This window comes from Fodinibius saliphilus (genome assembly GCF_005869845.1).
Taxonomy (GTDB): Bacteria; Bacteroidota; Rhodothermia; order Balneolales; family Balneolaceae; genus Fodinibius; species Fodinibius saliphilus.
The window spans coordinates 1,059,450-1,080,935 of sequence record NZ_VAWF01000001.1 but is presented as its reverse complement, the minus strand read 5'-3'; the positions used below and the strand labels follow the sequence as shown (position 1 = coordinate 1,080,935).

Sequence of the window (21,486 nt, the reverse complement as noted above, 5' to 3'; positions counted from 1 at the left end):
AGAAGTAGGTACATTGACTCAGGAAACGGATTCTTCAAACTCCATAATACGTCAGCTTCCCCCTGAAATTTCAAATAAAATAGCCGCCGGCGAGGTTATTCAGCGTCCCAGTTCTGTTGTTAAAGAACTGTTGGATAATGCTATTGATGCAGGTGCCGATCATATAAAAATTGTGATTCAAAATGCAGGACGTACCCTAATCCAGGTTATAGATAATGGCTCGGGTATCGGCAAGGAAGATATCCCTCTCTGCTTTGAACAACATGCTACCTCTAAAATCCAAGATATGGATGACCTGTTTCGTGTTCGAACCCTTGGGTTTCGAGGCGAAGCGATGGCTTCTATTGCATCGGTAGCACAAGTGACGTTAAAAACGAAGCGTCCCAATGATGATATCGGATATAAATATGAAATATGGGGCGGTGAAGAAAAATCATTTGAGCCTGCCGCTGTTGAGGATGGTACTTCGGTTTCTGTGCGAAACTTATTTTTTAATGTGCGAGCCCGCCGGCAGTTTTTGAAAACAGATGCTACTGAATTTCGCCATATCCTTAAAACAGTTCAACAGGCAGCTTTAGCTAATGTAGATATTGGTTTTGAGCTTATTGCTGATACGGATACGATCTATGATCTGCCTAAAGATCAGTCGATGAAAGAACGAATCAGCGGTATGTTTGGTAAAAGCTACAAAGCGAGCCTGATTAAATTCAGGGAAGAAACAAGCTATCTGACTGTTCATGGAATTCTTGCAGATCCAAAGCTGACGAAACGCAGTAGGGGCGAGCAGTTTATTTTTGTTAATGGACGGCCAATACAGCATCGATGGCTTACGCATACTATCCTGAGTATTTATGATACATGGACCGGCGAAAAGGATTATCCCTTTTATGCTATTTTTCTCGAAGTGGATCCCAAACAGGTAGATGTAAATGTGCATCCTGCCAAAGAGGAGGTAAAGTTTGAGGATGAGCGAAGTATGATCAAGCTCACAAAATCAGTGGTTAAAAAAGCATTGAATGAACAGTTCCTGGTTCCTGATGTTACTGACCGTGAGCAGCAGAAGGAGGGATCCTCGTCGAGAGGTTTTTCTTCAAATTTTAACTTTGGCGGACGAAAAAACACCGGTTCTCAACAAAAGAAAGAAAAGCCGGTAAAATTTCCTTCACGCATTAATTTCGATCGCCCCGAGAAGTCCTCCCAGAAAAGGGGACAGAGTGATTTTTCAAAACAGCTTTATGATTTTGATGATCAGTCAAAAAAACGGGGAGCGGAACAGGAAGCGGAGCAATCTAATCGCCCGCAACGTATGCGTGATCGTGGTTTCTGGCAGCTTCATGACTGCTATATTTTAACGCAAACGCGTTCGGGTCTTTGTATGATTGATCAACATGCTGCTCATAAGCGAATTGTTTATGAGAAAGCATTGAGTGCTACTGAGGCTGCTATTCCAAGTACTCAACAACTCCTTTTTGCACAAACAGTGGAGTTCTCGGCTTCCGAGTTTTCCTTGCTCGAAGAGTTACATCCGATTATTCAGCGAATGGGATTTAATGTACAGCTTATGAGTGGGAATACTGCTATGGTTAGTGGGGTACCGGCTGATATCGATGTGGGAGATGAACACTCTGTTTTAAAATCGATGCTTCATCAATACAAAGAACTGGATGGTAAATTTGATTTTGATGAGCGACGTAAGCTTGCTATTGCATTTGCTTCAAAAACGGCTATACAGAAGGGGAAAAAGCTTACTGATCTGGAGATGGAAAATCTTTTGGATCAGCTTTTTGCCTGTGAAGAGCCTTATAAAGATCCATTGAATAAAGCTACGATTGAATATATTCCACTCGAAGATATTGAAGCTCGCTTTCGATAAGAGTGTTACTTATAATCGAGATTGGTACGTGAGACCCATTTTATATTGGATGAAAAATAGCATTAACTGTTTAGCGTTATTTCTATGAATATACTGGCTGTTGAACCGTTTTACAGCGGATCGCATAAGGCTTTTTTAAAAGGATTAGAGAGAAACTCGCGGCATAATATTATTCCGGTGAACCTGAGCTATAAGGGGAAAAAATGGCAGATGCATGGGAATTCGGTAGTATTAGCCGGTATGACTCAGGAAATTTCTGAGGATATTGATCTGCTGCTGGTCAGCAGTATGACGAATTTGCCCGCTTTCCTGTCGCTGACCAATCCGCATTTTTCTGAGGTCCCTAAAGTAATGTATATGCACGAAAACCAGTTTACCCAGCCGATGCCGGAGGGGGAAGATCGTGATCTTACCTACTGTTATCTCAATTATTTGAGCATGCTCTCTGCTGATCAACTGATCTTTTCATCAAACTTTCATCGGGATGATTTTTTAGAAGCTTTGCCCAAGTTTTTAGAGCACTATCCTGATGATAAACACTACTATCCTGTTGATAAGATTGCCTCAAAGAGCAGGGTGTTATACCCGGGATTGAATTTAAAGCGTTTTGATAAGCAAGAGGCACAACGAGAGTCGAATGAGAACCCAGTTATCGTGTGGAATCAACGTTGGCAGTTTGATCGGAATCCTGCCATGTTTTTTCGGGTACTTAATCGCTTAAATGATATCGATTTGACCTTCGATCTTATTTTGGCTGGTGATACCCAGCATGAAAAACCGGAAGAGTTTGAAAAGGCCTGGGAGCGGTATGGGCGGCATATCACCCATTTTGGATATGTTGAAAATGAAGAGAGTTATAGTCGATTATTACATAGCGGTGATATCGTGGTATCGACGGCAACATATGAATTTTTCTGTGTTGCAATTATGGAAGCGATCTATTGTGGATGTCATCCATTACTTCCGAATCGGTTGCACTACCCAGAGCTTATTCCTGAAAATTTGCATGAACCATTACTACATGCCCCGGTGCTTTATGATACAGAAGATGATCTTTTCCACTATCTCAAAGATCTGTTGACTGAGGAGACCAAGCCATTACCCAGTGCTACTTTGCAGAATATCAATAAGCATTTGGATTGGTCTAAGCGTATAGACGAATATGACAGGATGTTTGAGGAGTGCAGGGATATGGATGTTACTACCTCGTTATCTTAACAGACTTTGCAAAACTATCTTCATTTTGTGATTTATCTTCCGGCGGATCAGAATCTCCAAAGACGTTGTAGGTGTTTAAAATAAGAAACTGAACTGAATTCAGGGTGATGAGCTAGGTTTTCCCCCTTCTCTTAATAAAAGAATGAAATACGTTCTTTCGATAGCAGACTCGTGCAAAGCGGTAGAGGTATACTATCTGCCGTAGGCAATAACTTTGAGAGGGTCTGTTTTAGCTGCAATACGTGCCGGCAGCCAGGAAGCTAATGCACATAGGATAAATGTAACGACACTAACAAGAAAAAAGTCTATTAAGTGGGGTTCGACTGGTGCATAGGCCATATAGTAATTTTCTTCGGAGAGGGGAATGATATGATAGGTTGATTGTAACCATGCAAAAATAAGAGACAGTCCTATACCGACTACTAAACCAACCAGAGCCACAAAAAATCCTTCTAGCAAGAAAATGCCTCGAATACTTTTATCACTTGCGCCCATTGTTTTAAGAATGCCGATATCCCGTGTTCGAGTAAGAACCATCATCAGTACCGTGCCAATGAGGTTAAATGCAGCTACAATGATCATTACACTTATTACAAAGGGTATGGTCTCTTCCTGCAGATCAACCCAGGCAAAGAGGCTACTGTAGCGTTTATAAATAGTTTCTGAAAAATAAGGATATTCCAGCTCTGCAATGAATTTCTGATTTAATGATTTAATCTTGGACTGGTCCTTTAACCTGATTTCAATAGCAGAAGCACTGGAATTTTGGAGCTGAAATAACTTTTGGGCATGTGGGCGGGCAACAATGGCTAAAATATTATCAAATTGACTAATTCCTGTCTGGTAGATCCCTGTAAGCCGAAACTGTTTGATCTCCGGGGAATTAAGGGGAGAGGGCATTCCTTCAATAGTATAAGCGGTGAGTACATCGTTTATATCGGCATTCAACGACTTAGCTATTTCAGATCCCAATACCATGCCGGGTAAACCAGAAGAATTAGTACTCAGATCATAACTTCCTCTGCTTATATATTGGCGGATATCGGTGACATCTCCTTCTTCATCAACACCTTTGAAGAGGGTGCCTGTTACATCCTCGGAAGATTGTAACATGCTTTGGCTATTGATGACGGGCTGAATTTGATCAATCTCAGGGTATTTATTGAGATCTTTGATAAGGGTATCAGCCTGCGAAATGGGCGTACCGTTAAAGGTCGTTATTGTGATATGAGGAGCAAATCCCAGAACTTTATCATTGATAACAGACTTAAAACCATGAACTACAGAAAGGGCAATAAGCAGGCCTGCAGCCCCTACGGCTACGCCGGTTATGGCCATTATTTTGATAAAGGACAAGAAGCTGGATCCCTTGCGCTTACCCTTGAAATATCGCTTGGCCAAATACCACTCGAAGTTCATAGTATATTGTTATTGGTTCTAAGTTATTTGTTAATTGGCTATTGAAGCTAAAGGCCCCAATAGCCAATCACCAATAACTGTAATTTACTTCTCAGGTTTCATCTGTGGAAAGAAAAGGACATCACGGATTGAATCTGAATCTGTCATGATCATAGCTAATCGGTCAATGCCGATTCCGAGCCCAGCAGTTGGAGGCATGCCATATTCGAGAGCTTGTAAGAAGTCTTCATCAATAGCCATTGCCTCTTCGTCACCTTCAGCGCGCAGGCGTGCTTGTTCTTCGAAGCGTTCACGCTGGTCTACAGGATCGTTAAGCTCAGTGAACGCATTGGCGATCTCTTTACCGTTGCAGATGCATTCAAAGCGTTCAACCAGCCCTTCTTTTTCGCGGTGTTTCTTAGCCAACGGACTCATCTCGATAGGGTAATCGGTGATAAAAGTAGGCTGTATTAATTTTGGTTCAACATACTCACCAAAAATCTCATCGATAATTTTTCCCTTGCCATAACTATCTTCTAGTTCAATATTAAGTTCTTTGGCAGCGGCTTTAAGCTCTTCTAGTTCTTTGCCATACAGGTCTTTGCCTGTTTCATTTTCAATGGCTTCAAACATAGGAATGCGCGGCCAGGGTCGCTCGAAGTCAATTTCATTATCGCCTACCTGCACTTTGGTAGAACCATGGAGTTCTTTAGCAACGGTTTCGACCATGCTTTCAACAAAATTCATCATCCAGTCGTAATCTTTATAAGCTACGTACAGTTCAACCTGGGTGAATTCCGGATTGTGGAAGCGTGAAAGACCTTCATTACGGAAGTCTTTGGAGAACTCATAAACCCCATCATATCCGCCAATAATAAGGCGCTTAAGGTATAGCTCATTTGCTATACGCAGGTAGAGCTTCATATCCAATGCATTATGATGCGTCACAAAAGGTTCTGCAGACGCCCCACCATAGATAGGCTGCAGTATAGGAGTTTCAACCTCCAAATATCCTTTGTCATTCATATAGTCTCGCATTGTTTGTACCATATCGGTACGTTGCTGAAAGACATCCCGAACTTCCGGATTGACAACGAGGTCAAGATAGCGTTGGCGATAGCGTTGTTCTTTGTCAGAAAATGCATCATAAACTTTAGTTTCGCCATCTTCTTCAACTTCTTTAGGAACAGGAATTGGCCGCAAAGTTTTACTCAACAGCTGAAATTCCTTGGCAAAGACTGTAGTTTCCCCGGTACCCGTTTTAAAAACGTGTCCTTTGATGCCGACAATATCGCCAATGTCGGTAAGTTTTTTAAAAACTTTGTTGTACTCTTCTTTTCCCACATCATCACGACGAATGTAGACCTGTATAGTACCTTCGGAATCTTGCAGATTAAAGAAGGTGGATTTTCCCATGATGCGTCGCGTCATAACACGTCCTGCTACCGACACTTTTTCAACATCGTCTTCGTCTTGGTCATCCTGTTTAATAAGTTCGGGATGGTCAAGGATATATTTACTCTTGTGGGTCACTTCGAAGTCGTGGGGATATGGTTCATATCCTAATTCACGAAGCTCCGCTAATTTTTCTAGACGTATTTCGTGTTGTTCGCTTACTGAAGATTCAGTATTGCTCATGAGAAAATGCTGTATTTGGTTCTATTGTTTTGAAAGTTGTTACAAGTCGCTAAAAATAAAGAATTAAGCGTAAAGTTGTGATTTTTTTCTGAACTTCCAGAAATAGTTTCAGATGTGCATATATTTAAAGATTTTCAGCCATTAATTATTGAAATAGATTACTGATATGCGGGACATCCCCCAAAAAATTAAAGAAGAATTACCCTTTGAGGGACAATTTGCTATAGAGGAGTTACGTTCTATTGGTAAACACTTAAGATCCCACTTTAACGAAAGGGAATTGCTAGAATTTGAGTCCTTTTCGAACGATAGGAGGAAAAGGGAATATACCACTTCCCGTTTGTTATTAAAGAATATGGCTCTCAAATGGAATGAGGATAAGTTTATAATTAAGAAAGATGAACTGGGTCAACCTTATGGATTGGGGAATTCCCGTCGATACTACGTAAGTATAGCACACAGTCGGGACAAGGTATTTTGTGGTATTTCACCGAATCAGGCTGTGGGAGTTGATTTAGAACCGGTTGCAAGGGAAGTACCTGCACGGTTACGTTCAAGGATATTGCACTCGGAAGAAACAGAAGAGTTAGCTAAACTGGAAACAATTCGACTATGGACTATAAAAGAGGCTTTTATAAAACTCCGGGGACAAGGGCTCCGCTTGAACATGAACGAAGTGCAGGTACGAGGTGAAAATGATAGGTTTTTTGTAGAAATAAATAATGACAAAAGAGCTAAAATTTGTAGTTTCAAGTCAGAAAATGACTGGTTGGCCATTGCACACTATCAGACTAAAAAATAGGTTAGCATAATTTTTTTATGAATATTACTTCCTACTCACGGGAACAAATTGCGAAAGGTATTAGCAAGGCAAAAGAGAAACAGGATGGTCCCAATGATCATATCCGCCTTCTTTTTGCTCCCGAACGAATAAATGAAGATAATTTTGACCGTGCCTGCGATATCTATAGTCGCTTGGATATGGATAATTATGATACAGTTGTTATTGTAGAGTCATACGATCAGAAGCTAGATAAAAAGCTGCCGATGTGTTCTAACACTACATATGAAACACCGCTTGGCGAAGTTATAGTGAATGATTATATGCGTAATGAGTTTTGTGATGAAGATGATGACTTTTTTATCCATGATGAGGCTTTTGATAACGATATCAGTCTTTTCCAACAGCTCATGTTTCTGCAGACCATTTCGGATGATTTTCAAGCATTGGGAATTCAAATTGCAGATCCGGATCCTTCTATTGTAAAAGAAATCGGGTATGTGTTGGAAGAGGTTTTGGCATCTCGTAGTGCGCTGATCGTATTTTGTTGTGACCTGGATAATGATCGCAAAGAAGAATTTGCTCAAATTGTTGAGATGATAGAAGAAAAAAATGAATCTGGGTTGATGAATTACCTTAATAGTGGGGATTCTCACATAAAAGGGACGACCTCATTTATTGCAGGTATTCTTGTCGCCAATAAATGGGATTTGGATCTCAACTTTTTGCGCGGCGAGTATGATAATTATTCAGGAAGCCTGCTGACCGCTTATGCGGATCGCCAGCGAGTGGTTTTTTAATTTATTTTTAGCATGCTTTCGCCCGATATAACTATTATAGGAACAGGCGGGTTGGGGAGTGCCCTTGCAAGAGGTCTTAATGCCAAGGATATTTCCATTAAAAGTATTTTTAACCGTACCAAAGCCAAAGCTACATTATTAGCCCGGCAAATAGAGGTTGAACGAAGCGGTACATTTCCCAACTCAACGGTTGAAGTAGGTGAGCTTATCTTTTTGACCGTTCCAGACCGGTGCATAAAACCGGTTTCCAGTCGATTGGCTAGTCTGGATGATGAGTGGAGTAATAAAACAGTTGTCCATTGCTCAGGAAATGAATCGGCAGATTTGTTGGATGACCTTAAACAGAAGGGCGCAACCACAGCTTCTTTCCATCCTCTCCAAACCTTTCCTCCTGAATCGTCACCGGATCGTTTTGAAGATATTTATTTTAACATGCAGGGAGATCCTTCTGCTTTCCCATTACTAAAACGTATTGCAGAACAATTGGAAGCTAATTCTTTTGAGGTTGACGACAATGAAAAGTCACACCTCCATGCTGCCGCTGTTATTGCTTCTAATTACTTGCATACTATTCTGGATATTGCTGTTGGTACTGCAGTTCTTGGGGGGCTTTCCAGAGAAGAAAGCAAAAAAGCTCTACTTCCCCTTGTTAAGCAAACCGTAGAAAATGCTGAGAAGTTTTCTTTAGAAGATTCGCTTACCGGTCCAATCGAGAGAGGAGATATCTCTACCGTTAAAAAACATCTTAAATTACTGGAAAAGAACGAATTGCTCCGGGATATATATGTTGAACTGGGGCGTAGTACGGTTTCTCTGGCGGCCCGCTCAGGGGCAATATCAGAAGAAACAGCTGACCAGTTTTATGGTCTCTTGAAATAGATGATTGTTTTTTTAGCTCTTTTCTTTGTATAAATAGATTCTGTAGATAGAATTTATTTACAATGTGATTTGAATACGAATAAACAATGCCTAAAGATTATTATGAGCGTGTACATAGTGTCGTTGAGCGGATTCCAAGTGGAAGAGTTTCGACCTATGGTTTAATCGCAAAATGTTTGGGCATTGCTTCCGGTGCCCGAATGGTAGGATATGCACTAAATAATTCGGGAGAAACGAATATCCCGGCCCACCGTGTTGTTAATAAAAAAGGTGAGCTAACAGGGCGTTCCCATTTTCCGGATGATACCATGCGAGAACGGTTGAAACAGGAAGGGGTCGGTTTTGTAGATGATTACAAAGTAGATATTGATGCACATTTGTGGGATCCAACTATTGAAGATCAGTAAATGATTATGATAAAGAATAGATTTTCAAAAATGCGATTAATTTCAATGTTATTTTTTCTGTGTGTTGTTTTTACTGAAGTATCAGCACAAACGACAGGTACCCTGCTCAAAGACATAACCCCTGAAAATATTAACGAAGTTGTGAACTCATATCAGGGTGAGAAAGCAGTGCTCATTAATGTTTGGGCGACTTGGTGTGCGCCTTGTGTTGAAGAGTTTCCGGAAATTGTAAAATTACAGCGAAATTATCCCGATAAGTTGAAAGTTATATTTATCTCCGCCGACTTTCCTAAAAGCAGGCAGAAGGCCCTGAAGTTTTTGAAGAAACAGGAGGTAGATTGGACGACCTATTTTAAAACCGGTAAGGACGAAGCTTTTATTAATGCCATATCTGAGGATTGGACTGGTGCATTACCGTTTTCAAAAATTCTAAGTATTCAAGGAGAAGTAGTAGACAGCTGGGAACAAAAGGCCAGTTACAAAAAATTTGAACGTCATATTAAAACTGCAATAAATAAATCCGTAGACCTATGAAAAAAGTATACTTAATACCACTATTTTTAACGGCATTATTTTTAATTGCTTTTATTCCCTATGAGGAGGCAATAGATGAAATTTCAATAGGAGCGAAAGCACCATTGGCAAATGTAGAAGTTACAGATGTAACGGGTGATAAGCTTACGTTAAATGATGTGGTTCGGAAGAATGGACTATTGGTGAATTTCTCTTGTAATACCTGCCCATGGGTTGAGTCTTGGGAAGATCGGTACAATCCCATTGCCAAGTTGGCTAAAGAAAATGGGATAGGGGTTATCGCTTTGAATCCTAATGCAGGATATAGGAACAATGGAGAATCGTTAAAAGATATGAAAGAGCGCGCTAAGAAAAGCGATTATCAGTTCTATTATGCCTTGGATAAAAATGCGAAAATAGCCAAAGCTTTCGGTGCTACACGAACTCCCCATATTTTCTTATTTAATAGTGATATGGAGCTTGTTTATCGCGGTGCCATTGATGATAATGCTAAGAATGCCGATAAGGTAGAACAACCCTATCTGAAAAATGCGATTAAAGATTTGTCAATGGGTAATAAGATAAATCCCCAAACCACAAAATCATTGGGTTGTACTATTAAATGGCCTCGATAAATTAGGCTTATATCAATTAATACTTTATTAGGATACAAAAGGATCAGCTTAACCTCTATTAGTTTCCATATTCCTAATTGTCGCAATATTTGCTTATTTTTAAGGTTTGTCGGGGAACCGGCAAACCTTTTTTTGAATAAAATTTTCGTTCTCCAAAATGCCTACGTGGACTCTACATACAGAATTTAAATTTGATGCTGCCCATTTTATTGAAGGATACGACGGAAAATGTGGCAATATGCATGGTCATACTTATAAAGTGCATATTTCTGCCAAATCACAGAAGTTAAACCCTTCCAAATATTTGGATACTGATGATATGGTATGCGACTTTCGTGAACTAAAATGGGCTTCTAAGAGTCCAAAGAAAGGGGGATTAGATCATGCTGTATTGAATGAGGAACTCCCTGTTAATCCAACGGCAGAACGAATTGCAGAATTTATTTACAAAGAGACTCAACAACGCATACCCGAAGGTATAAATTTGAAAATAACTGTTTGGGAAACAGAAGCATGCTGGGTCGAATACACTGAGGACAATGTTTAACGATATAGATCAGGACAAGTTAGAATCTTTCGTAGACCAGGAAGAGATGAAAGCGGTAGAATATCCATTGGTAGAAGATTTCTATACCATTCAGGGAGAAGGGGCCCATACAGGACGTCCAGCCTATTTTATCAGAACTGCAGGCTGTGATGTAAACTGTTGGTGGTGTGATGTACAGGAAAGTTGGGATGAAGATGCTCATCCTTCAAAAACTGTTGAGCAGATTGTACAGAATGCCAAAGATAGTGGCGCCGAATTTGCTGTTATAACCGGGGGCGAGCCTCTGCTTCACGATCTTGATCCGTTGACCTTTCAGTTAAAGAATGCAGGACTCGAAGTTCATATTGAGACCAGTGGCTCTTCACCTGTTTCAGGCTATTTAGATTGGATTACATTATCACCCAAACGCTTTAAAGAGCCCGTTGATGATATTTTTCCTTTTGTTGATGAATTGAAAGTGGTGGTATTAACGAATAAGGATTTTGAATGGGCTGAAAAAAATGCCGAAAAATGTCCTGATGATACTCAGCTTCTTCTACAGCCAGAGTGGGAAAAAGAGGGATCAGTTGAACTTATTATCGATTATGTGAAAGAAAATCCTCAATGGGGGATTAGTTTACAGACTCATAAATTTATGGGAGTTCGGTAATGCAGAGCCAATCGCAACACTCGGTTGTAATTACTGGCGCCAGCCGGGGTATTGGTCGATGTATTGCCCTTACTTTTGCTCAAAAAACTGATTTTGCCCTTCTGCTTATTGCTCGTTCTGTTAAAGGGTTGGAAGAAACAAAACGGCAGTGTAAATCAGCCGGATGCAACCTGATACATATTATCAGTTGTGATGCCAGTGATGCCAATGCTGTGGCTGGTATTGAGCTACCGGATGATTTTCCTATCCCGAAAGTGTTGGTAAATAATGCCGGTAATTTTTTATTAAAAAAACTGAGTGACACCAGCAGTGAAGAATTTATGCAGCAGATACAAGCCAACCTATTTACTGCTGTTAATACGACCAATCGCTTCTTGGATGACCTAATTGCCAACGAACAGTCGTTAATTGTTAATATATGTTCTGTAGCAGCTACAGAAGGGCGTGAAGAAAGTGGGGCATACTCAGCTTCTAAGCATGGATTGTTGGGCTACACGCGGTCTCTCAGGCAGGAGTTGATGGATACCAAAGTAAGGGTCACGGCTATCAACCTGGGTCAAACAGAATCCACTTCTTGGGAGGACTCTACCATAGACCGGCAACGACTGATCGATCCCGCGGATGTCGCGCAACTTATCATAACGTTGACGAACCTATCTAGTCGTACGATTATTGAGGAGATGAATATCAAGCCGCAACATGGACGGGTACCGCCGATGTAAGTAGTTTATTAGATATAATAAATAGAAAAGCTTCTGCATATCAGCTGCAGAAGCTTTTTCTATTTTGAAAGAGTTGTATGATGTTAAGGTTGGGGGCGTTCGGCAACACCACTGTCGTAAGCCGCTTCCTCGACGGCCGAAGAAACGAGTCGAACCACATCTTTACTAAAGACGCTGGGCACAATGTACTCTTCGCCAAGTCCATTCTCATCAATACAGTTAGCAATGGCATGAGCAGCAGCCAGTTTCATCTCTTCGTTAATATCTGTTGCTCGTGCATCCAAGGCACCGCGGAAGAGCCCCGGAAAGGCCAATACGTTGTTGATTTGGTTGGGATAGTCGCTTCTGCCCGTGGCAATGATACGAGCAATATCACTAATTTTTTCCGGCATAATCTCTGGAACAGGGTTAGCAAGAGCAAAAATGATAGGATCATCAGCCATTTTTTCAACTGCTTCGATCGGAACGGTACCCGGTCCGCTTACCCCAATAAGCAGGTCAGCATCCGAAGTGGCATCCATAAGAGAACCCTGCAGGTTCTCGGGATTGGTATTATTAGCAAGCCACTGTTTACTGGAGTCAAGATTTTCAATTTCGCTTCGGTTGATAATACCTTGACGATCACAGCAAAGAATTTCTTCTGCTCCTGCTTCTAATAATATTTTTGTGATCGCAACACCGGCAGCGCCAGCCCCAACAATCACGATGCGCAGATCAGATAGCTCTTTTTCCACAACTTTTAAGGCATTGATGGTAGCAGCCAAGGCCACAACAGCAGTTCCGTGTTGGTCGTCATGAAATACAGGGATATCAAGTACTTTTTTAAGCTTATCTTCAATTTCAAAACAGCGGGGAGCACTGATATCTTCAAGGTTAACCCCTCCAAAGCCTGGAGACATATGTTTAACAGATGAGACAATTTCATCAACATCTTGGGTATCCAAACAGATAGGATAGGCATCAACATCAGCAAATTCTTTGAAAAGCATTGCTTTCCCTTCCATAACCGGCATTGCAGCTTCCGGCCCAATATCACCTAATCCCAATACAGCTGAGCCATCGCTTACAACGGCCACTGAATTTTCTTTGATGGTAAGCGTATGGGCTTTTTCTTTTTCATCTGCTATAGCCTGACATACTCTTCCTACTCCGGGAGTATAAGCCATAGAAAGTGCATCACGGGTATCAACAGGTACTTTGTTTTCAATACGGATTTTGCCGCCCAAATGTAATAAGAAAACGCGATCTGATACATTGCGTACCTTAATACCATTAAGCTCTGTAATGGCATTTACGATATCTTTGGCATGTTCTTCGTCACGGGCGCTTACAGTAAGATCACGAACTTTGTAATTACCTTCTACTTTAACTACATCAACGGCACCGGGATCTCCTTTGTGATCGGCAATTATGTTCAGTACTTCTGCCAGCATACCAGGCTTGTTTTCAATATATAAACGCATGGTAAAGCTGTAGCTGACACTTGGCTGTATTTCACTCATCTGATCTCGGTCTAGTTTTGTTTTATGAAATTGATTCTGCTGTTATAAATAAATGTCTGCAAATATATCAATAATATTTAGGAATCTTAATAACAGAATTGTAATCATTTTAATTTATCAGTCTGATATAAACCTCCCAAATGTATTGACTGATAAAGTAGTAAGCAATTATATCGGCTGTTGAAAATTTTTTGTCAAATGTGAGAGATATCCCCGCGTTGATAATCGGTATTGCCTGTCCTAATCGCTAAGTATAAATGACTTTTATTTCAATAAAGATAGAAAGCATACACCGTAGGACTTAGATATGAAAAAAAAATTAAAGTGGTTTAGCCGATATACAGGTGAACAGTTGGAAAAAGAGAATGCTAAAGGCGAAACTCACAAGAAGAGCTACAAATATTTAAAAGATGGTACCATGAAAAATAGTGTTGATCTGGAAAAGTATGAAAAAGATGCAAAACAGTGGATATATGAAGTTGCTACATGGCTAAAATTGGATCCTGAACGATCAGTATCTTGGAACGTACTAAAAGTAGTATTACATAGCTTACGAGATCGGCTGCCTGTAGAAGAGACCTTTCACTTTTCTGCCCAATTACCATTATTAATAAGAGGAGCTTTTTTTGAGGGGTATCGCGTGACTGGAAAACCCGAAAAATTCCATAAAAGTGAAATAGAAAAACGTCTTACTAAAGTGCTACCGCCTACATTGAAGATTGATGCTAGAGACGCTTTTAAAGCGGTATTATTGGTTTTACATGATCATGTTAGTACAGGGGAACTTGAAGATATTTATGAAAACATGCCCAAAGATATAAAGCAACTATGGGACGAAAGTTTAAAAACACATTCCATTTAAATAAAACAAGAATTATGAAGAAGAATGAACAACTGATTAAAACGAATGTAGCTGCTGCCGATGAAAAGAAGTCGGCAGAAAAGCGAGAAGAATATATTGATAACTTAACTACCAAGTTGAAGGAGTGGAACCGAGAACTTGAAAAGTTTGAAATAAATAATGCAAAAAAACTAGCTGAGATACGAAAGAAAATGGATGACAATCTCGCTTATTTGAAAACCAAAAGAGATAAACTAAATAATAAGTTAGGCCAAGTGGAAAGAGTTAGAAAAGAAAACTTTGAAGAGATCCGGAACGATCTGGATACCCTTTGGGAAGATCTGAAAGTTGGTTTAACAGCAATCAAAGAGGCAATAAAACGGCGTGACTAGCTGTTTTCATTGCGGTCGTCATAGGTCATAATTACACAATAAGGGTATCTCTAATTTTAAAAATTATCTGTAAATAGGTGGTGTGGAGTAATATATTCCAATAATCTGTAACGCCAGAACTACCTCAATACGAGTCTCAATCTTTTGTAAAAAATCTCAATAAACTAAGTACGTCTCAGATAATTGGATATGGGGAAAATAGAAGTGCATTTTGTTTAGTGAAGAGCTAGTATATTTATTTCTACACAGTAATATGGATCGTCATCTTCAAAAATAATTTCACCCCCCTTGGATACTTCAAATACTTCTCCAGGCTTGAGAGGGAGTTTGGCATATGATACTGGGTCATTAGAAGAGGTTGCTCCGCCACCTTCACTTTCCCATCGTGCAATACTTTCCCATTCTGTTTTAAGAAAATTGGCGTTTTCCAGTTTTATTTTGAGTGATCGCCTTGCCTTTTTCATGATAAAATTTGCTTAATTTACCAGTTTACGATAATACTAATAGATTGTACCTATTTACTTTCAATTACAGGGTAGGCAATAGGGAACTTCTTTATGTAAGGGAAAGTCATACGTTCTGCAATCAGGAGTTCTTTTTCTATGTATTCATGAGATTGTTACCTGCTAATATTAGCAGGGGGATTGTAATATTGTCACTCATTTTTTGTGAATGTTTCTTCTTAAAGATGGAAAATGCATGTTGGTAATGGATCATTATTACCAAATCTACCGGGGATTTTTGTAGATGAGAGAGCATACCTTCAAAAAACGAACTTCCGGTATGTTGAAGAAAGTTTAGCTTACCGTATGATATCGTTTCAGTTGCAATTTCTTTAAAGCCTCGAAATAAACAGGTACTCCTGAGGTTATCATCCTCCGTGATATGAAACACATCAATAGTTGCATCGAAATGCGCGGCAAATGCCGTTATAGATTGTAGCCCTTCTAAATCAGCATCTTGATAATTAGTGGTAAATAGCATCTTTTTAAATGGACTGTATTCAGAATCTTTAGGGATAGCCAGCACCGGTACATCTGATTGTTTTATTATTTCTGATGTAGTACTGCCCAAAAATACTTTTTCTAGTCCAGTACGTCCTTTTGATCCCATTACTATTAAGTCGAAATTACGATTTTCGGTTTCTTCTATTATTGTATACATCGCGGGACCAGTCAGTATATCAGTATATATCTCTAACTCTTGGTAGCGCTTTTCTTTTTTGATATTGTTTAGGAGGTCATCAAATAGCTGTTTAACTCTTCGCTTTAAGGCTCCTTTAGCTTTTTCAATCAAAGGGGCAATGTCATAAGGTTCTTCAATTGAATGTAATAAATGAATAGAAGCACCACACTGAATGGCAATTTCCAAGGCAAAGGTAAGAGCATTTCGGGCATCTGTAGAAAAGTCGGTTGGTAATAGTATATGATCAATATTTCTCATATCAGTTTTATTTGTTACAGACAGTTTTTTTAAAAAGCTAAGAACAAAAAGACTTATCTGTAATGATAATATAGCTTGAGCAAGTAGGGGTTTCTTGATTATCCCAGATGTACTGGGATGTTTAAGCTTTGTTAAATCGATAATGAACTGTTTTAACAATTATATCTGTGATTAGATATGATTGATTTCAAATTTGGGTAAGATACTTATAGGGGTAAGACCTACTCGTAATTGGTTCTTTAAACCACGCTTGAGGTGGTGAAAATTGTTACGATCAGTAATCCCGTAATTAAACACATTGCTAACACTTAGTTTTTTAAAACCAATAGATAGGAGAGTCATGAAAATTTTATTAAAAGTATTTTATGGAATTTTTGTTGGGGCTTTATTGATAGTGAATCCAATATTTGCCCAACAACAGTCACAGAGAATGATGAACAAGCAGATGCAAAAAATGTCGCAAGACATGACTAAAATGACAGAACGTATCACTATGATGAACCAGCAAATGGCAAAAATGATGCAACAGGCCAAAAATGAACAGACAAGAAATCAGTATCAGATGATGAATAGTATGGGTGAGCAAATGGGATTCATGGTAAGAAATATGGAAAATGCTGCTGAACATTGTAATCAAATGTTACAGGATAAACAGATGATGCAGAATCGTGAGATGAAAAGAGATATGGAGCAGGTCTGGCAAAACCTTAACACAATGATGGGACAGCTTAATGAAACCGTGGAAAAAATGGAGGGCATAACAAAAAGTATAAACAAAGGTCAGCCTATGCAGCAGGGAAAGAATAATAACTAACTACTATTTTGTCATTATATAGAATTCTAAGAAAAAGTATTGCTACCACCGGATTTTATTTGTTGTTGATTGGGATGTCAAATGCACTATATGCACAACACAAAATATATTATTCGGGAAGTATTCAGTTAGCGGAGGGAAATTACTTTTTTGAAAAGTCGACGTGGTCGTTATATGCTACTAACAGTATTACTATATCGGCATTAAAATTTAGGGTATCTGTAGATATTCCGATGGTTTTCCAAAGTTCACCATGGGTATCATATAATAATGTGGGAGGAATTCCTACTGGAGGTCCCCAAAATAGTTCAGTGCGTGGGTATGCTAGAGGGGGAAGACATGGAAATGGGAAAACGAAACGAAGGGCCATACTTGTATTATCTGATACTGCCTCATATTCAAAATTTGGTATTAGTGATCCCTCTGTTTTTGGAGAGTATTCTTTGGTTCAGTCAGAATCTGGGGCAACAGCATTGAATATTAATTTTTCTGTTAAATTTCCTTTTGCTGATCCCGACAAGGGATTTGGCACAGGGGCATGGGATTTGGGAATCGGCGGTTCAATGGTAAAGCGCTTTGGAACATGGTTTATAAGTGGAAATGTTATGTACTGGAACCTTGGAGATATGGATGAATTAGTTTTAGAAAATACTTGGTATTTTGGGGCTAGTCTTGGTAAGGAGATGCTAAACGGGAAATGGACAATAATGGGATCTGTTGGAAGTATGTCAGAGGTGATTGAAGGTATAGATCCACCGATAACTGTCGGTTTGGGTATTAACTATATTCTTAGTGAACAAATTACGTTACTGGTTAATGCTTTTAAGGGATTTTCTGAGGGGGCGTCTGATTTATCCTTTGGCGGAGGCTGCCAAATTCGCCTAAATTGATCGAGAGTGTTGTCCTTTGGGGTTCGTGTGGACGTAGGAAATTACATTACCTGAAGATCTGTGATATAAACTACAGTTCTATCTGCTAATATATTTTAGTATAAATAAGCATGATTTATACTGTCTATTTTAAAAGTTGACTAAATCAGATGATTATGGCTCATCACCCACATAATCTGATATTAGGATGTAAGTTTGCAAGCCGGACGACAGCCCGTTATATAAGAGAATTTGCTGGAGAGAATGTTAAAATAACGTGTATAGTTCGAAATCCTTATCTCGTGTTTATACCCAATATTCCTCTTGAAGTATTGGCCCATTTTATTGGCCAAGAGGAGGAAAATTATAAACCTAAAGAAGGAAATGATCCCTTGGAATTTACATTAATAAGCATGGATGATTTGGGGGGACATAAAGGCTTTTATATGCATAACGACGAGTGGTGGGGAAATTACACGAGTGTCTTAAAGATAGGATATACACCACATCTGCTTAAAATGAGGGTTAAGTCAATGTATTATACTTTGGTGGCAAAATACCGACTTAGGGGGTTGCCTATTCAGAGTTCATAGATGATTGCACAATAATATAATCATTAAAATATGTTATGAGTACACGCGAGCTGCTCCGGAATTTACAGATACTTGGTGGAAGTATCGCATTACTTACTATTGCAGGTACTGGCTATATCATCGGGATGGCTCTCAGACATTATAAAAAACCAAGAGATCGTAATTCAATTGATAAGTGGACTGGCAAAATACGGAATTTAAAATATGTAGAAGAAAAAGAGGATCTAGCAGAGACTGTTATAGCTGATCTTACAACCAAAGATGGAGATGTCTTGGTGTTTCTTGGTCCAGCCTGGTATATCAATCACCAAAAGAAACAGCTAAAAAAAGGAGACAAAATCACTGCTTTTGGGTCAAAAGTAGAGTTGGAGGGGCAGCCACTCATTATTGCTTCTCAGATTATTCATGATAGTACAAAGTTAATACTTCGTGATGAAACAGGAATGCCTTATTGGGATAATTGCGGCAAGACTGATGATTAAAGCTCAATATGTCCCCACAAGGGCGTAAATACTGGGTTTTGATAGTTGTAATTTTTACAACTATTTATGCTGATATTGGGTTAGTTATTCCGAGTATTTTTTATGCTTTTTTTTCCCTCTACTTTTTCAACCAATGCTGTCCATTTTGCATCTGGATTGATGTAATTTTCAGCAAGGTCGCTTAGCCCCATATCTGCCTTTTTCTCCTCACGGAGTGTTTCCAGTAATATCTCCCCAATGTCATGGCGGTCATGTGCTTTTGCGTAAGCAATAGCTGTACCGTAGCCTGCAATTTCGTAGTGGTTGATATGTTGAATTGCGGTAATAAGAGCTGCATCACGAACTTCAGGGTTCTGGCAACGATCTGTTAGCTTCATGGTATCACTGATAATACCTGATATGCCTTCACAGGCTTCACCAGTTGGCTCTTCCTCCAACATATGAAAAACCTTGTCGAGTCGATCAAGTTGTCGTTTTGTTTCCCGACGGTGCATATTTATCGTCTCGTCAAGTTCAAATGCAGTGGTTCTTTTTTCTGCTTCTAGAAGAAAGTTCAATTGCTGACGCTCTCCATCATACAGATCTCTTACTTGTTCTAACATCAGGTCGTATAGGTCAAATATTTCCCGATTTTTAATGGCTTTTTCCATAGCTTTTCTCGTATTATTTGGAGTTGTCCTTCAACAATATAATTACGGTCTCATGCTGTCTTTATTAAGGAGTGAAAATGGTATGGAATATGTGGGGAAAACCCTTACAATGATGTGGGGAGAAGTGCTGATGCAGAGAAGTTATATATTATGTATGCTACAATTGAAAATGAAAGGTAATAGCTGTTCTATAGACAGTACTACACTGAATCTATAAATGATAAAAGAGTAAATAATAATGTCGGATACCTATAAAAAAAGAATTATTGTTGTTGATGATCACCCGATGATGCGAAAGGGGTTAACACAGACGCTGAATAACGAGCATGGTTATGAAGTGGTAGGGCAGTTTGAGCAGGCCGAAAATGTGTTGGAAGAGTTTGAGGAATTAAATCCTGATATGGCGATTGTAGATATTTCGTTACCTAGAATGAGTGGGCTGGAGTTGGTAAAGCATCTTATTTCACTAGACACATCTTTAAAAATATTGGTACTATCCAGGCATGAAGAGACCTTATATGCAGAACGGGTACTGCGGGCAGGCGCAAAAGGATATGTTATGAAGCAAGAAGCGGGAGAGGTCTTAGTGAAAGCGACAAAAAAAATAATGAATGGGGGTATTTATGTCAGCGAAAATGTTAATGAAAAGTTACTATTAGATATGGCGGGGGGAAGGTCTGATATTTCTGAGTCGCCCATTGACCTGTTAAGTGATCGCGAGCTTGAAGTTTTTGAGATGACTGGAAAAGGAAATAAAACTCGAAAAATTGCCGAAAAACTACACCTGTCAGTAAAAACGGTTGAGTCATATCGTGCTCGTATTAAAACGAAACTTAATCTAAAAAATGCGACGGAACTTATGATGCATGCGGTAAAGTGGGTTGAGAATGAGAAAAAGTATTCACAATAAAATGATCGCTTTATAAATGGGGTAAAACTACTATTCTGTACTGTCTTTAGTTCCTCTCTTTGGGTTGTTTGCCCATCAGCTTTTTGCATAATAATTGTATACCAATCTTGATGTCTGGGTTTATTCAATAAAGAACTTTCTTTGTAGGGAAAAGCCTTAAAATAGAAGCTGACCATTTCCTACAATCCCCTCTATGGTTCGTACTGCATACTTAATAATCAAGGTTTCCTTTCTTAAAAAACAAGTAGGAAATGATGTTTCAATTACAATTACTATAAATAAATTTAAACAAGAGGTACCAGTATGAAATCGATAAAGAGATATTCAGATATTCCTGCACTTGAATCTATGAGAAGAGATATGGATCGTTTTTTTGATGATCTGGCCCCATTTTCATGGAACCGAGGCAATGGTGGCAAAGAGATTTGGGCACCAAATACTGATATGAGTGAAACCGATGATGAATATATCGTAAAAGTAGACCTTCCCGGTATATCAAAAAAGGATATTGAAGTTAATTACAAAGATCATCGTTTAACAATAGCAGGCGAACGCAAACTGGCAGAAGAGGAAGAAAATAAAAACATGATTCGAAGAGAACGTTACTTCGGTACATTTTTACGTACATATACGCTTCCGGATGCTATTAGTGAAGATAAAATTAAAGCTAAGTTCAAAGATGGAGTTTTAACGGTATTGGTTCCCAAAGTTGAAGTTAAAAAACCTACTCAAATTCAGATTGACTAGACAATAAAATCCCCACAAGGATGTAGATCCAGCTGTGAAAGGTTGGTTCTACTTTTAGTAATAACGAATGAAAGGATACCAAACTTTTACAAAATGTAGAGACCTTGGATAAAATAATCCGAATTCCATTAGGAGCTATTCTACTAGCAGTTGGATTTATGTGAACAGCTCTTGGGGGGTAGC

Annotated in this window: 25 protein-coding genes; 19 read left to right on the top strand and 6 right to left on the bottom strand. The window is 39.2% G+C overall.

Translation table 11 applies throughout. The features are described from left to right. The first annotated feature begins 13 nt into the window (after positions 1-13). Complete coding sequence (gene mutL / locus FCN14_RS04515) at positions 14-1,873, top strand: DNA mismatch repair endonuclease MutL (protein ID WP_138429888.1); 1,860 nt, start codon at positions 14-16, stop codon at positions 1,871-1,873. A gap of 84 nt (positions 1,874-1,957) precedes the next feature. Continuing rightward, entirely contained in the window at positions 1,958-3,091 is a 1,134-nt protein-coding gene (locus tag FCN14_RS04510) for a tRNA-queuosine alpha-mannosyltransferase domain-containing protein (RefSeq protein WP_138429887.1), read from the top strand. 192 nt (positions 3,092-3,283) lie between these two features. Here FCN14_RS04510 and FCN14_RS04505 read toward each other — a convergent pair whose 3' ends face one another. Both FCN14_RS04505 and lysS read right to left on the bottom strand, forming a co-directional pair. Then, the gene (locus FCN14_RS04505; protein ID WP_138429886.1) at positions 3,284-4,510 is read right to left on the bottom strand and encodes an ABC transporter permease; all 1,227 of its coding nucleotides are present in this window, start codon (positions 4,508-4,510) and stop codon (positions 3,284-3,286) included. An 84-nt stretch (positions 4,511-4,594) separates the two neighbouring features. After that, a complete protein-coding gene (gene lysS / locus FCN14_RS04500) occupies positions 4,595-6,127 on the bottom strand; it encodes a lysine--tRNA ligase (protein WP_138429885.1) in 1,533 nt (510 codons plus the stop codon). Positions 6,128-6,293: 166 nt separating this feature from the next. On the opposite strand from lysS, the gene FCN14_RS04495 reads away from it, so the two are divergent. From FCN14_RS04495 to FCN14_RS04455, 9 genes are all read left to right on the top strand, one after another. Next, positions 6,294-6,929: a 4'-phosphopantetheinyl transferase family protein gene (locus tag FCN14_RS04495; RefSeq protein WP_138429884.1), complete on the top strand. Its 636-nt coding sequence runs from the start codon at positions 6,294-6,296 to the stop codon at positions 6,927-6,929. Between the two features lie 17 nt (positions 6,930-6,946). After that, positions 6,947-7,708, top strand: a complete 762-nt coding sequence (gene amrB, locus FCN14_RS04490) for an AmmeMemoRadiSam system protein B (protein WP_138429883.1) — start codon at positions 6,947-6,949, stop codon at positions 7,706-7,708. Between the two features lie 12 nt (positions 7,709-7,720). Next, positions 7,721-8,587 carry a Rossmann-like and DUF2520 domain-containing protein gene (locus FCN14_RS04485; RefSeq protein ID WP_138429882.1) on the top strand — a complete coding sequence of 289 codons (867 nt, stop codon included), beginning with the start codon at positions 7,721-7,723 and terminating at the stop codon, positions 8,585-8,587. A gap of 86 nt (positions 8,588-8,673) precedes the next feature. Next, the gene (locus tag FCN14_RS04480) at positions 8,674-8,994 is read left to right on the top strand and encodes an MGMT family protein (RefSeq protein ID WP_138429881.1); all 321 of its coding nucleotides are present in this window, start codon (positions 8,674-8,676) and stop codon (positions 8,992-8,994) included. A 6-nt stretch (positions 8,995-9,000) separates the two neighbouring features. Next, positions 9,001-9,528, top strand: coding sequence for a TlpA family protein disulfide reductase (locus FCN14_RS04475; protein WP_171032804.1), 528 nt, complete (start codon positions 9,001-9,003; stop codon positions 9,526-9,528). Continuing rightward, positions 9,525-10,142: a thioredoxin family protein gene (locus FCN14_RS04470; RefSeq protein ID WP_138429879.1), complete on the top strand. Its 618-nt coding sequence runs from the start codon at positions 9,525-9,527 to the stop codon at positions 10,140-10,142. The genes FCN14_RS04475 and FCN14_RS04470 overlap by 4 nt, the downstream gene beginning before the upstream one ends. A gap of 157 nt (positions 10,143-10,299) precedes the next feature. Then, entirely contained in the window at positions 10,300-10,689 is a 390-nt protein-coding gene (locus FCN14_RS04465) for a 6-pyruvoyl trahydropterin synthase family protein (RefSeq protein WP_138429878.1), read from the top strand. Further along, positions 10,682-11,338 carry a 7-carboxy-7-deazaguanine synthase QueE gene (locus FCN14_RS04460; RefSeq protein WP_212747566.1) on the top strand — a complete coding sequence of 219 codons (657 nt, stop codon included), beginning with the start codon at positions 10,682-10,684 and terminating at the stop codon, positions 11,336-11,338. Before FCN14_RS04465 ends, FCN14_RS04460 begins: the two co-directional genes overlap by 8 nt. Continuing rightward, positions 11,338-12,060: an SDR family NAD(P)-dependent oxidoreductase gene (locus FCN14_RS04455; protein WP_138429877.1), complete on the top strand. Its 723-nt coding sequence runs from the start codon at positions 11,338-11,340 to the stop codon at positions 12,058-12,060. The genes FCN14_RS04460 and FCN14_RS04455 overlap by 1 nt, the downstream gene beginning before the upstream one ends. A gap of 83 nt (positions 12,061-12,143) precedes the next feature. Here the strand turns inward: FCN14_RS04455 and FCN14_RS04450 are convergent, their stop codons facing one another. Further along, positions 12,144-13,562 carry an NAD-dependent malic enzyme gene (locus tag FCN14_RS04450; protein ID WP_138429876.1) on the bottom strand — a complete coding sequence of 473 codons (1,419 nt, stop codon included), beginning with the start codon at positions 13,560-13,562 and terminating at the stop codon, positions 12,144-12,146. A gap of 307 nt (positions 13,563-13,869) precedes the next feature. Between FCN14_RS04450 and FCN14_RS04445 the strand changes: the two genes are divergently transcribed. Together FCN14_RS04445 and FCN14_RS04440 are read left to right on the top strand one after the other, a co-directional pair. Further along, on the top strand, positions 13,870-14,424 hold the full coding sequence (locus tag FCN14_RS04445; RefSeq protein ID WP_138429875.1) for a DUF2267 domain-containing protein: 555 nt from the start codon (positions 13,870-13,872) through the stop codon (positions 14,422-14,424). Positions 14,425-14,438: 14 nt separating this feature from the next. Continuing rightward, positions 14,439-14,795, top strand: coding sequence for a sll1863 family stress response protein (locus FCN14_RS04440; RefSeq protein WP_138429874.1), 357 nt, complete (start codon positions 14,439-14,441; stop codon positions 14,793-14,795). A 215-nt stretch (positions 14,796-15,010) separates the two neighbouring features. Here the strand turns inward: FCN14_RS04440 and FCN14_RS04435 are convergent, their stop codons facing one another. Next, positions 15,011-15,259 (bottom strand): hypothetical protein, encoded by a 249-nt coding sequence (locus FCN14_RS04435; protein ID WP_138429873.1) that lies wholly within the window; start codon positions 15,257-15,259, stop codon positions 15,011-15,013. A gap of 136 nt (positions 15,260-15,395) precedes the next feature. Next, positions 15,396-16,238, bottom strand: coding sequence for a universal stress protein (locus FCN14_RS04430; protein WP_138429872.1), 843 nt, complete (start codon positions 16,236-16,238; stop codon positions 15,396-15,398). Positions 16,239-16,578: 340 nt separating this feature from the next. Here FCN14_RS04430 and FCN14_RS04425 point away from each other — a divergent pair, with 340 nt between their 5' ends. The 4 genes from FCN14_RS04425 to FCN14_RS04410 all read left to right on the top strand — a co-directional run bounded on the left by FCN14_RS04425 (position 16,579) and on the right by FCN14_RS04410 (position 18,996). Then, positions 16,579-17,052: a DUF4175 domain-containing protein gene (locus tag FCN14_RS04425; RefSeq protein ID WP_138429871.1), complete on the top strand. Its 474-nt coding sequence runs from the start codon at positions 16,579-16,581 to the stop codon at positions 17,050-17,052. Positions 17,053-17,060: 8 nt separating this feature from the next. Further along, positions 17,061-17,942, top strand: coding sequence for a transporter (locus FCN14_RS04420; RefSeq protein ID WP_138429870.1), 882 nt, complete (start codon positions 17,061-17,063; stop codon positions 17,940-17,942). A 155-nt stretch (positions 17,943-18,097) separates the two neighbouring features. Continuing rightward, positions 18,098-18,514 (top strand): hypothetical protein, encoded by a 417-nt coding sequence (locus FCN14_RS04415; RefSeq protein WP_171032803.1) that lies wholly within the window; start codon positions 18,098-18,100, stop codon positions 18,512-18,514. A 35-nt stretch (positions 18,515-18,549) separates the two neighbouring features. Beyond that, a complete protein-coding gene (locus FCN14_RS04410) occupies positions 18,550-18,996 on the top strand; it encodes a MamS/MamX family magnetosome protein (RefSeq protein WP_138429868.1) in 447 nt (148 codons plus the stop codon). An 80-nt stretch (positions 18,997-19,076) separates the two neighbouring features. Here the strand turns inward: FCN14_RS04410 and FCN14_RS04405 are convergent, their stop codons facing one another. Next, a complete protein-coding gene (locus FCN14_RS04405; RefSeq protein WP_138429867.1) occupies positions 19,077-19,646 on the bottom strand; it encodes a YciE/YciF ferroxidase family protein in 570 nt (189 codons plus the stop codon). A gap of 238 nt (positions 19,647-19,884) precedes the next feature. On the opposite strand from FCN14_RS04405, the gene FCN14_RS04400 reads away from it, so the two are divergent. Together FCN14_RS04400 and FCN14_RS04395 are read left to right on the top strand one after the other, a co-directional pair. After that, complete coding sequence (locus tag FCN14_RS04400; RefSeq protein ID WP_138429866.1) at positions 19,885-20,556, top strand: response regulator; 672 nt, start codon at positions 19,885-19,887, stop codon at positions 20,554-20,556. 303 nt (positions 20,557-20,859) lie between these two features. Continuing rightward, positions 20,860-21,303 carry an Hsp20/alpha crystallin family protein gene (locus tag FCN14_RS04395; protein ID WP_138429865.1) on the top strand — a complete coding sequence of 148 codons (444 nt, stop codon included), beginning with the start codon at positions 20,860-20,862 and terminating at the stop codon, positions 21,301-21,303. Positions 21,304-21,486: the final 183 nt, after the last annotated feature.

Coding starts and splice junctions, on each gene's coding strand:
- FCN14_RS04460 (WP_212747566.1), top strand. CDS start 10,682: ATGTTTAACGATATAGATCAGGACAAGTTAGAATCTTTCGTAGACCAG.
- FCN14_RS04475 (WP_171032804.1), top strand. CDS start 9,001: ATGATAAAGAATAGATTTTCAAAAATGCGATTAATTTCAATGTTATTT.
- FCN14_RS04410 (WP_138429868.1), top strand. CDS start 18,550: ATGAGTACACGCGAGCTGCTCCGGAATTTACAGATACTTGGTGGAAGT.
- FCN14_RS04395 (WP_138429865.1), top strand. CDS start 20,860: ATGAAATCGATAAAGAGATATTCAGATATTCCTGCACTTGAATCTATG.
- FCN14_RS04470 (WP_138429879.1), top strand. CDS start 9,525: ATGAAAAAAGTATACTTAATACCACTATTTTTAACGGCATTATTTTTA.
- FCN14_RS04495 (WP_138429884.1), top strand. CDS start 6,294: ATGCGGGACATCCCCCAAAAAATTAAAGAAGAATTACCCTTTGAGGGA.
- FCN14_RS04450 (WP_138429876.1), bottom strand. CDS start 13,562: ATGAGTGAAATACAGCCAAGTGTCAGCTACAGCTTTACCATGCGTTTA.
- FCN14_RS04400 (WP_138429866.1), top strand. CDS start 19,885: ATGTCGGATACCTATAAAAAAAGAATTATTGTTGTTGATGATCACCCG.
- FCN14_RS04510 (WP_138429887.1), top strand. CDS start 1,958: ATGAATATACTGGCTGTTGAACCGTTTTACAGCGGATCGCATAAGGCT.
- lysS (WP_138429885.1), bottom strand. CDS start 6,127: ATGAGCAATACTGAATCTTCAGTAAGCGAACAACACGAAATACGTCTA.
- FCN14_RS04485 (WP_138429882.1), top strand. CDS start 7,721: ATGCTTTCGCCCGATATAACTATTATAGGAACAGGCGGGTTGGGGAGT.
- FCN14_RS04425 (WP_138429871.1), top strand. CDS start 16,579: ATGAAAATTTTATTAAAAGTATTTTATGGAATTTTTGTTGGGGCTTTA.
- FCN14_RS04465 (WP_138429878.1), top strand. CDS start 10,300: ATGCCTACGTGGACTCTACATACAGAATTTAAATTTGATGCTGCCCAT.
- FCN14_RS04435 (WP_138429873.1), bottom strand. CDS start 15,259: ATGAAAAAGGCAAGGCGATCACTCAAAATAAAACTGGAAAACGCCAAT.
- FCN14_RS04440 (WP_138429874.1), top strand. CDS start 14,439: ATGAAGAAGAATGAACAACTGATTAAAACGAATGTAGCTGCTGCCGAT.
- amrB (WP_138429883.1), top strand. CDS start 6,947: ATGAATATTACTTCCTACTCACGGGAACAAATTGCGAAAGGTATTAGC.
- FCN14_RS04415 (WP_171032803.1), top strand. CDS start 18,098: ATGGCTCATCACCCACATAATCTGATATTAGGATGTAAGTTTGCAAGC.
- FCN14_RS04505 (WP_138429886.1), bottom strand. CDS start 4,510: ATGAACTTCGAGTGGTATTTGGCCAAGCGATATTTCAAGGGTAAGCGC.
- FCN14_RS04430 (WP_138429872.1), bottom strand. CDS start 16,238: ATGAGAAATATTGATCATATACTATTACCAACCGACTTTTCTACAGAT.
- FCN14_RS04480 (WP_138429881.1), top strand. CDS start 8,674: ATGCCTAAAGATTATTATGAGCGTGTACATAGTGTCGTTGAGCGGATT.
- FCN14_RS04455 (WP_138429877.1), top strand. CDS start 11,338: ATGCAGAGCCAATCGCAACACTCGGTTGTAATTACTGGCGCCAGCCGG.
- FCN14_RS04405 (WP_138429867.1), bottom strand. CDS start 19,646: ATGGAAAAAGCCATTAAAAATCGGGAAATATTTGACCTATACGACCTG.
- FCN14_RS04445 (WP_138429875.1), top strand. CDS start 13,870: ATGAAAAAAAAATTAAAGTGGTTTAGCCGATATACAGGTGAACAGTTG.